The organism is Thermophilibacter sp. (assembly GCF_966187215.1).
This window is the reverse complement of sequence record NZ_CBIFYV010000117.1, coordinates 1-14,806: the sequence shown is the minus strand read 5'-3', so window position 1 is coordinate 14,806 and position 14,806 is coordinate 1. Positions and strand designations below refer to the sequence as shown.

At 70.0% G+C, this 14,806-nt stretch carries 9 protein-coding genes; 6 read left to right on the top strand and 3 right to left on the bottom strand.

The window, feature by feature from the left end; genetic code table 11:
• Window positions 1-83: 83 nt before the first annotated feature.
• Window positions 84-725: a metallophosphoesterase family protein gene (locus ACWTSU_RS09415; protein ID WP_455140048.1), complete on the bottom strand. Its 642-nt coding sequence runs from the start codon at window positions 723-725 to the stop codon at window positions 84-86.
• A 9-nt stretch (window positions 726-734) separates the two neighbouring features.
• Entirely contained in the window at window positions 735-2,702 is a 1,968-nt protein-coding gene (locus ACWTSU_RS09410; RefSeq protein ID WP_455140046.1) for a BMP family ABC transporter substrate-binding protein, read from the bottom strand.
• Between the two features lie 253 nt (window positions 2,703-2,955).
• On the opposite strand from ACWTSU_RS09410, the gene gltB reads away from it, so the two are divergent.
• The 3 genes from gltB to ACWTSU_RS09395 are packed head-to-tail and all read left to right on the top strand — an operon-like array spanning window position 2,956 to window position 9,227.
• Window positions 2,956-7,554 (top strand): glutamate synthase large subunit, encoded by a 4,599-nt coding sequence (gltB, locus tag ACWTSU_RS09405; RefSeq protein ID WP_455140044.1) that lies wholly within the window; start codon window positions 2,956-2,958, stop codon window positions 7,552-7,554.
• Between the two features lie 3 nt (window positions 7,555-7,557).
• On the top strand, window positions 7,558-9,036 hold the full coding sequence (locus tag ACWTSU_RS09400; RefSeq protein WP_455140042.1) for a glutamate synthase subunit beta: 1,479 nt from the start codon (window positions 7,558-7,560) through the stop codon (window positions 9,034-9,036).
• 2 nt (window positions 9,037-9,038) lie between these two features.
• On the top strand, window positions 9,039-9,227 hold the full coding sequence (locus ACWTSU_RS09395) for a hypothetical protein (protein ID WP_455140040.1): 189 nt from the start codon (window positions 9,039-9,041) through the stop codon (window positions 9,225-9,227).
• Between the two features lie 299 nt (window positions 9,228-9,526).
• Here the strand turns inward: ACWTSU_RS09395 and ACWTSU_RS09390 are convergent, their stop codons facing one another.
• Window positions 9,527-10,453: a zinc dependent phospholipase C family protein gene (locus ACWTSU_RS09390; protein WP_455140038.1), complete on the bottom strand. Its 927-nt coding sequence runs from the start codon at window positions 10,451-10,453 to the stop codon at window positions 9,527-9,529.
• Between the two features lie 187 nt (window positions 10,454-10,640).
• On the opposite strand from ACWTSU_RS09390, the gene ACWTSU_RS09385 reads away from it, so the two are divergent.
• The 3 genes from ACWTSU_RS09385 to ACWTSU_RS09375 all read left to right on the top strand — a co-directional run bounded on the left by ACWTSU_RS09385 (window position 10,641) and on the right by ACWTSU_RS09375 (window position 14,680).
• Window positions 10,641-11,786 carry an ABC transporter substrate-binding protein gene (locus tag ACWTSU_RS09385; protein WP_455140036.1) on the top strand — a complete coding sequence of 382 codons (1,146 nt, stop codon included), beginning with the start codon at window positions 10,641-10,643 and terminating at the stop codon, window positions 11,784-11,786.
• A gap of 104 nt (window positions 11,787-11,890) precedes the next feature.
• Window positions 11,891-13,600 carry an ABC transporter permease gene (locus tag ACWTSU_RS09380; protein WP_455140034.1) on the top strand — a complete coding sequence of 570 codons (1,710 nt, stop codon included), beginning with the start codon at window positions 11,891-11,893 and terminating at the stop codon, window positions 13,598-13,600.
• A gap of 3 nt (window positions 13,601-13,603) precedes the next feature.
• Window positions 13,604-14,680 carry an ABC transporter ATP-binding protein gene (locus tag ACWTSU_RS09375; RefSeq protein WP_455140032.1) on the top strand — a complete coding sequence of 359 codons (1,077 nt, stop codon included), beginning with the start codon at window positions 13,604-13,606 and terminating at the stop codon, window positions 14,678-14,680.
• The last annotated feature ends 126 nt before the right edge of the window (window positions 14,681-14,806 follow it).

Genomic DNA, 14,806 nt, shown 5'->3' with positions numbered 1-14,806 from the left:
GCGAGCGTAGGCAACTCACAGCATGCGGGAGGCCTCCCTATTTGTCACCCTCGGGGCGTAAACAACGTCTTGGCACTGAACAGCTAGACGCTCTCCACGCGGAAGAGGCCGCCGCGGCGCTCGATCGCGTCGTCCTCGATTTCGAGCACCTGGGAGCCGCACGCGTTGACGATCGTGGTGCCGCACGGGTGCTCGCGCACGCGCTCGATGCGCCCGTAGCTCAGGTGCACGTGCCCGTGGACCAGATAGCGCGGCTGCGTCCGCTCGAGGAGCGTGTTGAACGCCTCGAAGCCCCGGTGCGGCAGGTCGTCGAGGTCGCCGTAGCCGCGCGCCGGCGCATGCGTCACGATGAGGTCCACGCCGCCGGTGGCCTGGGCGAGAAGCGCCATCCTCGCGCCGCGCCGGCGCATCTCGGCCTCGGTGAAGCCGTGCACCTCGTCGTTGTAGCTGATCGACCCGCCGAGGCCCATGATGCGCAGACCGCGGAAGTCGCGCAGGTGGCCGTCTATGCAGACGCAGCCCTCGGGCGGGTGGCGGTCGTAGGCGGCGTCGTGGTTGCCCTGCACGTAGACGAGCGGCACGTTGGCCAGCGTCACGATGTGCTCGAGGTAGCGCGCCGGCAGGTCGCCGCAGGACACGATCAGGTCGACGCCGGCCACGCGCTCGCGGTCCCAATGGTCGTAGAGCCACGGCTCCTCGACGTCGGCGATACACAGGATTCGCATCGGCTCCCCCTAGCGGCTCGTGTCCTTGAGCAGCAGCGTGGAGGGATCCACCGGGATCACGCCGGCGACCTCCACCTCCACCAGCCCGTCGCGGCTGAGCTCGCGCTGCTCGGGCAGCCGCCCGATGACGTTCTCGTTGAGCCAGCGCATCCGCACGATCTGCTCGCCGGTGAGCCGCCCCGCCTCGGGCCCCTGGACGCGGTCGCCGCCCTGCGCCACCAGCTCGCCGGTGAACGGGTGCGTGCGCCCGGAGAGCACCGACTGGCGCAGCACGTCCACCAGGCGCCGCTGGCCGCGCGGCAGCTCGTGGGACATCCGCACGTCGAGCACGCCGGCCGACATGCCCCACCAGTAGTTGAGCGAGCGCCCCCGGATCTTCTCGCCCACCCGCTTCCAGGTGTCGTTGCGGATGGAGCGCACGAGCAGCTCGTAGTAGCGGCCCCACTCCCAGACGGGCTCGGCGAGGCGCGTCTCCGAGCCGTCGTCTCCCACGCGGTACAGGCCCCACGACTCGCGCGGCGCGAGCGGGTTGGCGTAGTCGCGCGCCGAGATGACGTGCACGCCCTCCTCGCGCAGCTCGCGGCGCCAGTCGTAGTCCTTGGCCGAGAGCCACTTGAGGTGGACCTCGGCGTAGGGGTCCACCATCTGGGCCCCGATGGCGAAGGCGTTGATCTCGGCCACGGTCGAGAAGACCGGCGACTCGGCGACGTATCCCACGCGGTGGTGCTTGGCCAGGCTCGCGGCCAGCGCGCCGAGAAGGAACTTGGCCTCGTACATGCGCCCGTAGAAGCCGCGCACCACGCTGTGCGAGAGGCTGACCGAGCAGTTGAGGTAGGCCGGCTGGGGGTGCTCGGCCGCCGCGCGCTGCACCTGGCGCATCTGGGTGGGGGAGCACGTGATCACGAGGTCGGCCCCGAAGTCCAGGGCCTCGTCGACGGCCTGGTCGAAGGCCGCGTCGGAGCTGCGGTCGGTGTAGGCGCGGGTGACCACCGTGTCGCCCAGGCGCTCCTCCAGGCCGAGTCGGCCGCGTTCGTGCAGGGCGATCCAGCCCGACGAGAGCGGGTTCAGGTCGTAGATGAAGGCCACCCGGAAGGGCTTGGCCAGCACCGGCACGGCGCTCTTGGCGAGGCTCTTGAGCTTGGGCAGCGGCGCCGTGTGCCCCAGGCTCGGGTCCTCCAGGTAGGCGCGCTCGCCGCTGCCCTGCGCGACCACGAACTCGCCCCAGATGCGCCCGACCTCGTCGTCGATCTGCGACGGGGACAGCGCGCGCACGTGGCGCCAGCCGAAGATGGTGACGTAGGTGGCGAACGCGTCGCCCACCTGGAGGTCGAGTGCGTCGCCCCCGCGCCGGCGGAACGACGCCGAGAACGCGTCGAAGACCGAGCGCAGATCGCGCACCTCGTCGTCGGGCCACGGCGTCTCGAGGTCGCGGTCGAGAAGGGCCGCGAGCCGCGCGTAGAAGCCGGCGGAGGACGAGACGATGCCGTAGATCGGGCACACGCGCCAGAAGCGCTCGAACTCGTGGTAGGCGCGCAGGTCGTCCTCGTCGGAGGGCATCGGGACCACGCGTGTGACGCTGGCGAGTATCGTGGGCGTGCCCAGGTAGCGCGAGACGGACACGCGCTTGTTGCCCTCCTGCACGTAGAGCCGCTGCAGGTACTCGTAGACGATGATCGGGTCGCGCAGGCCCTCGGCGCGTTGGGAGTCAATGAGGTCGCTCCACTTGGCGGCGAACTCCGAGCCGGGCTCGGCAATCGGGAGAAACCCGCTGGAGAACATGTTCTGGCGCCCGCGCGTCTTGGTGCCGGCGATCAGCGACAGGTCGACCTCGATGAGGCCCACGGGCACCTCGCCCTGGTAGCCCCGGTTCTTGAGGATGTCGTCGAGTGCGGGCGGGTAGGGGTAGCGGCCGTCCGAGACGTCACGGTCGACCTGCTTGAGGCCGAGCTTGCGGGCCTTTGCGTAGTCCTCGAGCATGGAGCTCCCTTCCGTGAGGCGAACGTTCCCCCCTAGGGAACATGGTAGCGAATCGGTCGTCCGCCACGCCCGGGGCGACCCCGTGCGAGAGGCGGCGAGAGGGATGCGCGTTTCGGCCCCGTTTCCGGCTCGCGTCCGCCGCGTGACGCCTCGGAAACGGTCGCGTTCCGAGCGCGTAGCAAGTTCGTCTCGCTTTGCGCGGCGCCCCCGCCGCCGCGGCTAGACTCGCTCTAAACCGACTGAGGGGAGACCCATGACCCAGCACACCGGCCTCTACCGCGAGGCCTACGAGCACGACGCCTGCGGCATCGGGGCGATCGCGCACCTGAGGGGCCAGCGCAGCCACCAGACGCTCGACGACGCGCTCTCGGTCCTCGTGAACCTGGAGCACCGCGGCGGCAAGGGCCTCGAGCGCAACACCGGAGACGGCGCGGGCGTCCTCTTCCAGGTGCCGCACCGCTTCTTCCGCAAGGAGGCCCAGAAGGAGGGCCACCTGCTGCCCGACGAGGGCGACTACGGCGTCGCCATGCTGTTCCTGCCGCACGACGACCCCGAGGGCGTGGCCGCGGCGCGGCGCGTCTTCGAGGAGGGGTGCGCGGCGTGCGGCGTGCCGCTCATGTTCTGGCGCGCGGTGCCCGTTGACCCGCACGACCTGGGCTCCACGGCCCGCGCCTGCATGCCGACCATCTACCAGGCGTTCCTGCGCCGCCCCGAGGACGTGCCGGCCGGCATGGACTTCGAGCGCAAGCTCTACGTGTGCCGCCGCACCATCGAGCGCGCCGCCGACGCCAACCCGGCGCTGGCGGGCAAGATCTTCTACGTCTGCAGCATGTCCAGCCGCACGATCGTCTACAAGGGCATGCTCGTGGCCACGCAGATGCGCCGCTTCTACCTGGACCTCGGCGACGCCGCGGTTGAGACGGCGCTCGCCCTGGTGCACTCGCGCTACTCCACCAACACCACGCCCAGCTGGGAGCGCGCGCACCCCAACCGCTACATCATCCACAACGGCGAGATCAACACCCTGCGCGGCAACGTGAGCTGGATCCGCGCCCGCGAGCCGCGCCTCTACTCGCCGGTCCTGGGCCCCGACCTCACGCAGGTCATGCCGATCATCAACCGCGAGGGCTCCGACTCGGCGATCCTCGACAACGTGCTCGAGTTCCTCTACATGAACGGCCGGCCCCTCGACCGCGCCGTGACCCTCATGATGCCCGAGCCCTGGGACCACAACCCGCAGCTCAGCGAGAAGCGCCGCGCCTACGACGCCTACCAGTCGATGCTCATGGAGCCCTGGGACGGCCCGGCCGCGATCGTGTTCACCGACGGTCGCCGCGTGGGCGCCGCGCTCGACCGCAACGGCCTGCGCCCCGCGCGCTACTACGTGACGCGCGACGACCGCATCATCCTCTCGTCGGAGGTGGGGACCCTCGACGTGGAGCCCGACAACGTCCTGCGCACGGGCTGCCTCGGCCCCGGCGAGATGCTCGAGGTCGACCCCGACCGGGGCCGCGTGGTCTGGAACGACGAGATCCGCGACCGTCTTGCCGGCGAGAAGCCCTACCGCGACTGGCTCGGCGAGGAGACCCTCGACGTGGCCGACCTCGCCGACCCCGGCGCGCCCGCGCGCGGCGACGTGCCCGACGCGGGCCTCGGCCTCGTGACGCGCATGGCCGAGCACGGCTACCACTTCGACGACGTCGACGAGGTCGTGCGCCCGATGGCCGAGAAGGGCTCGGTGCCTTTGGCCTCGATGGGCGTGGACGCGCCGCTGGCGTGCCTGTCCACCAAGACGCGCTCGTTCTTCGACTACTTCAACCAGCTCTTCGCCCAGGTCACCAACCCGCCGATCGACGCGCTGCGCGAGAGCATGGTCACCAGCTCGGTGCTCTACCTCGGCAACCACGGCAACCTCCTCGAGGACTGCCGCGACTCCTGCCGGCTCGTGCGCCTGCCGGGCCCGATGCTCACCGAGGCCGACTTCCGCCGCATCCTGGCCATCGACCGCGTGGGCTTCCGCTCGGCGCTCGTGCGCGCGGTGTACAGGCGCGACGCCGGCGCGGGCGGGCTCGAGCGCGCCCTCGACGAGCTGGCCCGCGCGGCCGAGGAGGCGGTGGCCGACGGCGCCAACATCGTCGTCATCTCCGACCGCGCGGGCGCCGGCGAGGTCAGCGTGCCCTCGCTGCTCGCCCTGGGCTGCGTGCACAACCACCTGATCCGCTGCGGCCTGCGCACGAGCGCCGACCTCGTGGTGGAGACCGGCGACGCCCTCTCGGCGCACGACTTCGCGTGCCTGGTGGGCTACTCGGCGAGCGGCATCTACCCGTACCTGGCCCACGAGTGCGTGGCGGACCTCTGCGCCCGCGGCGAGCTCGACCTGCCGGCGGACGAGGCGATCGCCAACTACGACCGCGCGGTGACGGCGGGCATCGTCTCCATCATGTCCAAGATGGGCATCTCCACGATGCAGGGCTACCACTCCGCGCAGATCTTCGAGATCCTGGGCCTGTCCGACGAGCTGGTCGAGAAGTACTTCACGTTCACGGCCACGCGCATCGGCGGCCTCTCGATCGACGACGTCCAGCGCGAGTGCGACGCGCGCCACGACGCGGCGCTCGCGCTCGCCAAGAGCCCGGCGCCCGATCAGCTGCCCACGCTCGGCCTCACCAAGTGGCGCCCGCAGGGCGGCGAGGAGCACCTGATCGACCCTCAGACCATCTACCTGCTGCAGCGCGCCTGCCGCGAGGGCGACTACGACCTCTTCAAGCAGTTCTCGGCCCACGTGCACCGCGCCGGTCGCGCCGTCACCCTGCGCGACCTCATGGACTTCTCGCCCGCCGGCGCGCCCGTGCCGCTCGACGAGGTGGAGCCCGCGAGCGAGATCGTCAAGCGCTTCAACACCGGCGCGATGAGCTACGGCTCGATCAGCTGGGAGCAGCACGAGTGCCTGGCCATCGCGATGAACCGCCTGCACGGCCGCTCCAACACCGGCGAGGGCGGCGAGGACCCGGCGCGCGAGACGGCGCTGCCCAACGGGGACTCCAAGCGCTCCGCCATCAAGCAGGTGGCCTCCGGGCGCTTCGGCGTCACGAGCCGCTACCTCACGAGCGCGATCGAGATCCAGATCAAGATGGCCCAGGGCGCCAAGCCCGGCGAGGGAGGGCACCTGCCCGGGCGCAAGGTCTACCCCTGGATCGCCGAGGTGCGCCAGTCCACGCCGGGCGTGGGGCTCATCTCGCCTCCGCCGCACCACGACATCTACTCGATCGAGGATTTGGCCGAGCTCATCTTCGACCTCAAGAACGCCAACCCCGAGGCGCGCATCTCGGTCAAGCTCTGCGCGCTCGCCGGCGTGGGCACCATCGCCACCGGCGTGGCCAAGGGCGGCGCCGACAAGATCCTCATCTCCGGCCACAACGGCGGCACCGGCGCGGCCCCGCGCGACTCGATCTACCACGCGGGCATCCCGTTCGAAATCGGCCTGGCCGAGACCCAGCAGACGCTTTTGCGCAACGGCCTGCGCTCGCGCGTGGTGGTCGAGACCGACGGCAAGCTCATGAGCGGGCGCGACGTGGCCATCGCGGCGCTTCTCGGCGCCGAGGAGTTCGGCTTCGCCACGATGCCGCTCATCGCCTGCGGCTGCCTCATGCAGCGCGACTGCCAGCGCGACACCTGCCCGGCGGGCATCGCCACGCAGAACTGCACGCTGCGCGGGCGCTTCTCGGGCAAGCCCGAGCACGTGGTCAACTACCTGACGTTCGTGGCCGAGGAGCTGCGCGAGATCATGGCGTCGCTCGGCTTCCGCACCGTCGACGAGATGGTGGGTCGCGCCGACTGCCTGCGCCAGGTCCCCGTGGAGGGCGAGAAGAACTGGAAGGCCAACCGCATGGACCTCTCCGACCTTCTCGTCTGCGCGACCAACGAGTTCGGTCGCGAGGTCCCCGGCGCCGACGGCCGCCACTTCCTGCCCGAGATGGGCCCCGACCTCGAGATCGAGAAGACCCTCGACGCCACGCTCTTCGTGCCCTACACGGCCGAGGCGCGCGCCCATCTGGAGCCGATCCGCTTCCACGCCGACATCTCCAACGTCAACCGCTGCGTGGGGACGCTCCTGGGCAGCCGCGTCACCAAGGCGCACCCCGAGGGGCTGCCCGAGGGCTCGATCACCGTGGACTGCACGGGCTCGGGCGGTCAGAGCTTCGGCGCGTTCCTGCCGGCCGGCGTCACGCTCAACATCTCGGGCGACGCCAACGACTACTTCGGCAAGGGGCTCTCGGGCGGTGTCGTGAGCGTGCGCCCGCCCGAGGGGGCCACGTTCAAGTTCGACGAGAACATCATCGTGGGCAACGTCGCCTTCTACGGCGCCACGGGCGGCCGGGGCTTCGTCAACGGCCTCGCGGGCCAGCGCTTCTGCGTGCGCAACTCCGGCGCCACGGTGGTGGTGGAGGGCGTGGGCAACCACGGCTGCGAGTACATGACCGGCGGCTGCGTGCTCGTCCTCGGCGAGGTGGGCGCCAACTTCGCGGCCGGCATGTCGGGCGGCGTTGCCTACGTCTACGACCAGTTCGGCACGCTCGCGTCGCGCTGCAACACCGAGCTCGTGGAGCTTAAATGCCCCACGGCCGAGGAGCTCGAGCTCGTGCGCGGCCTCATCGAGGAGCACGTGCGCCGTACCGCGAGTCCGCGCGGCATCAAGATGCTCTACCAGTTCAGGACCTGCGGCCGGCGCTTCGTGAAGGTGGTGCCGCGCGACTACGAGCGCGTGCTCGCCCACGTGGCCGAGGCCGAGGCGGCCGGCAGGTCGCACGACGAGGCCCTGCAGTACGCTTTCGACGCCATGAGGGAGGCCTAGGACATGGGCAAGCCAGGAGCGTTTCTGACCGTGGGCCGGCGCGCCCACACCCTGCGCCCCGTTGACGAGCGCACCCGCGACTACGCGGAGCTCTACGAGCTTCTGACCCCCGAACTCCAGCGGGAGCAGGCGAGCCGCTGCATGATGTGCGGCGTGGCGTTCTGTCAGAGCGGTATGGGCTTCGGCGGCGCGCGTACGAGCGGGTGCCCGCTGCACAACCTGATCCCGGAGTGGAACGACCTGCTCTACCGGGGCCTGTGGCGCGAGGCGGCCGACCGCCTGGCGCTGACCTCTCCGCTGCCGGAGTTCACGAGCCGCGTGTGCCCGGCGCTGTGCGAGGCGGCCTGCAACCTCGGGCGCGACGACGAGCCCGAGACGATCCACGACAACGAGCGCGCGATCTCCGACTGGGAGTGGGCGCACGGCGGGCCGCGGCGCTTCTCGCCGGCCGCGCCGGACGCGCCGCGCGTGGCCGTGGTGGGGTCGGGCCCGGCCGGGCTGGCCTGCGCCGGGGAGCTCGGGCGCCGCGGCGCCCGCGTCACGGTGGTGGAGCGCGACGACCGTGCCGGAGGCCTGCTCATGTACGGCATCCCCAACATGAAGCTCGAGAAGGACGTGGTCACGCGCCGCGTCGATCTGATGCGGGAGCTGGGCGTGGAGTTCCGCCTGGGCTGCGACGCGTCCGACGCCGACGTGGCCGCGGGGCTTCTCGCCGACTTCGACGCCGTGGTGGTGGCCGCCGGCGCGCGCCAGCCGCGCGGGCTCTCGGCCGCGGGCTTCGACGAGGGCCTGGCCGCGGGCGGCGTGGTCTGGGCCGTGGACTACCTCACGTCCGCCACGCGCGCCCTGCTCGACGGCGGCGAGCCCGCGATCAGCGCGGCCGGTCGCGACGTGGTGGTGATCGGCGGTGGCGACACGGGCAACGACTGCCTGGGCACCGCGGTGCGCCAGGGCGCCCGCTCGGTCCGCCAGATCGAGTTCATGCCGTGCCCGGCCGAGCCGGACGCGCCGGGGGCCGTGCGCTGGCCCGAGTGGCCCGTCGTCAAGAAGACCGACTACGGCCAGCAGGAGGCCATCGAGCTCATGGGCGGCGAGATGCGCGCCTGGGGCGTGGACACCCGCGCGGTGCTGCTCGACGAGGCCGGCGCCGTGCGCGGGATCTCGGTGGTCGACCTCGACTGGTCCGCCGGACGCCCCGAGCCGGTGGCGGGCAGCGAGCGCGAGCTCGAGGCCCAGCTCGTGCTCATCGCGTGCGGCTTCACGGGGCCGGAGCGACCGGTGCTCGACGCGCTCGGCGTGGGCACGGGCGAGCGCGGCCTGCCGGCGGTCGAGGCGGGCGCGCACCGCGCGGCGGCCGGCGGCGACGGCAGGGCCGCGGTCTTCGTGGCCGGCGACGCGTGCAGCGGCTCGTCGCTCGTGGTGAGCGCGATCGCCGACGCGATGGCGTGCGCCGGCGAGGTCGCCGCGGAGATCGGGCTGTAGCCATGGACGAGGGCCCCGGCATCGTCTGGCTCGTTGACGGGCACGAGCTCCCCTTCGACGACGAGGGGGAGCCGCCCCGCACCTGGCTCGAGGAGTCCTCGGGCTGGGGCACGCGCGACGACGACGTTCCCGGCCCCCGCGACGGCGACGACGACGGCGAGGACGAGCCGCCGCGGCTCATCTGGGTCTGACGTCCGTCGCGCCCGGTTGCGTCGCGCCCGCCGTCCCCCTCGCCCCGCTGTTGGGCGCGCTCTTCTCGCCCGTCCCCGCTCGTCCCTCTCGCCTCGCCTCTCTCGCCTCGCCCCTGGGCCCGTCCCACACGATTAACACGCAAAATATGACATTCACAAACCTTAATCCTGCGATTATATGATTATGAAATCATTTTTTGCGGGTTAATCGAGGACGAGAAACCCGCGCGGGTGCGCGGAGGCCGCCGGCGAGAAGGGCCGGCGAGAAGCCCATCGACACGACGACGCGGCCGCGGTGCTTACGCCGCGCGCTCGCCCCGGAAGTCGCGACCGTCCGCCAGTCGGTCGAGCTCGGCGGCGTCGCCGCGGACGAACGCCTCGGCGAGCGCGGGGTAGAGCAGGCGCGCCTCGTCGAACAGGTCGGCGAAGCTCTCGGTGCGGGTGACGCCGTCGAAGGGGTCGCGCCAGCCGCGATGCTCGAGGTTGGCGGCCGGGCAGGCGTCGTCGCGCCGCATGTAGTGGGCGTGCGCCTCGGCCGCCGAGCGGCCCCGCAGCGCCCGCTCCAGCGCGCCGATCCGCCGCGCGCGCGCCGAGCCCGCGGGCTCGATGACCCGGCAGAGCCGCTCGTAGTCGCGCACGGCGGCGCCGTACTCGTGCGGGGCGACCTCGGCGCCGAGCGCGGCGAGCGCCGCCTGCGAGACGAGCGCCCCGGCCACCCGCTCCACGCGGGCGGTGCGCATGAGGTTGTCGGCCACCGGGCTCTCCGCAACGGTGGAGCGGCGCTTCTCCCAGAGGATCCAGGTGTCCACGTCCGACTCGATGACCGCGTGCACCTCGCGCGCGGCCCGCGCCAGGCCGGCGTCGGCGGCGCAGAGCGCCTGCTGCTGGCCTATCACGAAGGGGTGCGCCGTGCGGTCGAGCGCGAAGTGGCCCAGGAAGCCGAGCGCCCAGGCTCGTCCCACGCGCGCGTCGGGGGAGGGCAGGTGCCCCACGCCGTCGCGCAGCGCGCGCAGGGTGGGGGAGGCGGGGGCGTGGTGCAGGTCGTGCGCGAGCCGGCGGACGCGCGCTGCGCGGGAGGGCGTCGTCGAGAACCGCGCGAACAGCGGGTCGGGCCCCTGGTTGCCCAGCAGGAACGCGAGCAGCTCCTCCTCGCCCTCGACCATGCCGCCGGGCAGGTCGCAGACGACGTCCTCGCCGAAGATGTGGTGCGTGATGATCGCCGGCACGGCCCCTCCCTTCTCAACATCCCCTAGGGTAGCGCATCGCCGCCGCGCGGGCCCCGGTTTCCGGCTTCCGGCGCACGTTCCGGCCCGTTGGCGCCGCTCGGCGAAAGCGTGCGTAACGAAACCGTAAGAAACGTTAGAACATGGTAAAGACCCTCCGAAGGGGGAGGGAAACGAGGAAGGGGAAACCATGTCCAATCTCTCGCGCAGGAACTTCATCGTCGGCGCCTCCGCGGCCGCGGCAACCCTCGGCCTCGCCGCCTGCGGCGGTGGCGGGAACGACGCCCAGACGTCCACCGACGGCCAGGCCGCCGACAACAGCGTCGGCGCGTCCGAGGACCTGATCAAGGCCGCGCAGGAGGAGGGCGAGCTCATCGTCTACGGCTCCTGCGAGGAGGACTACCTCGCCGCCGCGTGCAACCACTTCCAGGAGGTCTTTGGCATCAACACCACCTTCCAGCGCCTCTCCACCGGCGAGGTCCAGGCCAAGATCGAGGAGGAGAACGGCAACCCGTCCGGCGACGTCTGGTTTGGCGGCACCACCGACCCGTACAACGTCGTGACCAAGGAGGGCCTGCTCGAGCCCTACGAGGCCACCAACGCCTCCCACATCACCGACCCCAAGTACATGGACGCCGACGGCAACTGGTACGGCATCTACACGGGCCTTCTGGGCATCATGTACAACAAGGACGAGGTCGAGCGCCTGGGCGTTGACGCCCCGGCCGACTTCGCCGACCTCACCGACGAGCAGTACAAGGGCCTCATCTGGTCGTCCAACTACAACACCGCCGGCACGGCCAAGCTCATCATCAACACGATGATCCAGAAGTACGGCCACGACGAGGGCATCCAGTACCTCGTGGACCTCGACAAGAACATCGAGGTCTACACCAAGAGCGGCTCCGGCCCGTCCAAGAACATCGGCACCGGCGAGTGCACGATCGGTCTGGGCTTCCTGCACGACGGCATCTTCCAGATCGTGGACCAGGGCTACGACAACATCGAGCTGGTCGTGCCGTCGTCCGGCACCTCCTGCGAGGTCGGTGCCACGGCCATCTTCAAGGGTGCCGCGCACCCCAACGCCGCCAAGCTCTGGATCGAGTACGCCCTGTCGCCCGAGTGCGTCGAGCTCGCCGCGCAGAACGGCTCCTACCAGTTCCTGGTCATCGACAACGCCCAGCAGCCCGAGATCGCCACGGAGTTCGGTCTCGACCCGAACAACGTCATGGACTACGACTTCGAGGACGCCAAGAACAACACCGACACCTACGTCGCCGAGGTCATGGAGGCGCTCGGCGGCGGTGACGACCGCTTCGAGACCGAGGACGCGTAGGGGCCTCGCCGCGGAGCCGTCGCGCACGGTCCCATGAGCGCGCCGGGCGGATGCGCCTCGTCCGCCCGGCGCCCGCACGTCTCGGGGCAGTAGGGAGAGTGACCATGGCACGATCGCAGAGCGCGGAGCTCGACCGCAAGAAGCTTCTCGCCGACCCCATCATGATCACCACGATCGTGGTGCTGATTGCGTTTCTCACGCTGTTCATCCTGTACCCGCTCGCGATCCTTCTGGTGGACAGCTTCATCACCGAGCGCGGGCCCAGCCTGGAGGTCTTCGAGCGCATCTTCCAGATGCACACGTTCACCACGGCGATCACCAACACGCTGGCGGTGGGCCTTCTCGTGAGCGTGGCTTCGGCGCTCGTGGGGCTTCTCTTCGCCTACGTGGAGGTCTACGTCAGGCTGCGCACGAGGTTTCTGTCGGGGCTCTTCAAGGTGGTCTCGATGCTGCCGGTGGTCTCGCCGCCGTTCGTGCTGTCGCTGTCGGTGATCATGCTCTTCGGCAAGTCGGGCATCATCACGCGCTACCTGCTCGGCATCTATGACAACTCGGTCTACGGCTTCTGGGGCATCTTCGTGGTCCAGACGCTCACGTTCTTCCCGGTCTGCTACATGATGCTGCGCGGGCTGCTCAGAAACATCGACCCGTCGCTCGAGGAGGCGGCGCGCGACATGGGCGCGAGCCGCTGGAAGGTCTTCACGAGCGTCACGCTGCCGCTCGTGCTGCCGGGCCTGGGCAACGCGTTTCTCGTCACCTTCATCGAGTCGATCGCCGACTTTGCCAACCCCATGATCATCGGCGGCTCCTACGACACGCTCGCCACCACCATCTACCTGCAGATCACGGGCGCCTACGACAAGGAGGGCGCGGCGGCCATGGCCGTGGTGCTGCTGTGCATCACGCTGCTGATGTTCATCGTGCAGAAGTACGTGCTCGAGGCGCGCAGCACGGCCACCCTCACGGGCAAGGCCTCCCGCGCCCGCATGCTCATCACCGACCGCTCCGTCACGCTGCCGCTCACGATCCTGTGCGGCGTGATCGCCCTGTTCGTGGTCATGATGTACGTCTGCGTGCCCTTCGGCGCCCTGTTCAAGACCTGGGGCTACGACTTCACGCTCACGCCCAAGTGGTTCATACAGGTCTTCGAGCGCTACCACGGCCTCGAGGCGTTCCGCGACTCCTTCGTGCTGTCGCTCATAGCCGCCCCGCTCACGGCCCTGCTCTCGATGATCATCTCGTACCTGGTGGTCAAGCGGAACTTCCGCACCAAGGGCTTCATCGAGTTCGTCTCGATGCTCGCGATGGCCGTGCCCGGCACGGTGCTCGGCGTCGGCTTCATCCGCGGCTTCTCGGCGGGCATCTTCCGCACGGGGCTCCTCCAGGGGCTCTACGGCTCGGCTGCCATCCTCGTCATCGTGTTCATCGTGCGCTCGCTGCCCACGGGCACGCGCTCGGGCATCTCGGCGCTGCGCCAGATCGACAAGTCCATCGAGGAGAGCGCCTACGACATGGGCGCGGACAGCTTCACGGTGTTCCGCACGGTGACGCTGCCGCTCATCAAGGACTCGTTCCTCTCGGGCCTCGTGACGGCGTTCGTGCGCTCCATCACCGCCATCTCCGCAATCATCCTGCTCGTGACGCCGCAGTTCTTCCTCATCACGGTGCAGATCAACGAGTTCGCCGAGAAGGGCTCCTACGGCATCGCGTGCGCGTTCGCCACGATCCTGATCGCGATCACCTACGGCTCGGTTCTCCTCATGAACCTCGCCATCAAGCACTTTGGGACCAGCAAGTACACCGAGGAGGCATAGGCCATGGCCAAGGAGAAGAAGGGCGTGCGTCTGGAGCACGTCTCCAAGATCTACCAGGACCCCAAGACCAAGAAGGACTTCTACGCCGTCCACGACGCCAACATCGACATCGCGCCGGGCGAGTTCGTGACGCTGCTGGGCCCCTCGGGCTGCGGCAAGACCACGATCCTGCGCATGATTGCCGGCTTCGAGAGCCCGGACGAGGGCGAGATCTACCTCGGCGGCGAGTCCATCAACGCGCTCACGCCCAACAAGCGCGACACGGCCATGGTCTTCCAGAGCTACGCCCTGCTGCCGCACTACAACATCTTCGACAACGTGGCCTACGGCCTCAAGCTCCGCAAGCTCCCCAAGGACCAGATCGCCGAGAAGGTCCACGACATCCTCGCGCTGGTGGGCCTGGAGGGCATGGAGGACCGCATGACCAACCAGCTCTCCGGCGGCCAGCAGCAGCGCGTGGCCCTCGCCCGCGCCCTGGTGCTCGAGCCGGGCGTGCTGCTCTTCGACGAGCCGCTCTCCAACCTCGACGCCAAGCTGCGCGTGGACATGCGCAACGAGATCCGCCGCATCCAGCAGCAGGCTGGCATCACGGCCATCTACGTCACGCACGACCAGTCCGAGGCCATGGCCCTCTCCGACAACATCATCGTCATGAAGAAGGGCGTGGTCGACCAGATCGGCGACCCGCACACGGTCTACTACCACCCCGCAGACGAGTTCGTGGCCGACTTCATCGGCGAGTCCAACTTCCTGCGCGGCACGCTCGCCGAGAAGGACGGCGAGGCCGGCGTGGCGCGGATTGAGGGGCATCCGGTGGAGGTCTCGAGCGTGGGGCACCTCGCGGAGGACGACGCCTGCGTGCTCGTGCTGCGCCCGGAGGCGGCGCGCCTGGCCGACTCCGGCGTGCTGCCCTGTACCGTGACGCTCTCGCGCTTCATGGGCAACTACCAGAACTACCAGGTCATGGTTGGCGAGACGCTCGTCAAGATCACGGACTTCAACCCCAAGAACCACAAGATCTACGAGGTTGGGGACAAGGCCTTCGTGGACTTCACGGCCGACGACGTGCACGTGCTGTAGGCGCCTCCGTTTGGTCGCGGTATGCGCGCCCGTCGAGGTGGGTACGATGCTCCTATATCTGTCAAGTCACTCCCTGGCGACCTCCGGGGGCATCCCGTCGGCGACCCACGCGGCGTAGCGCGCCGC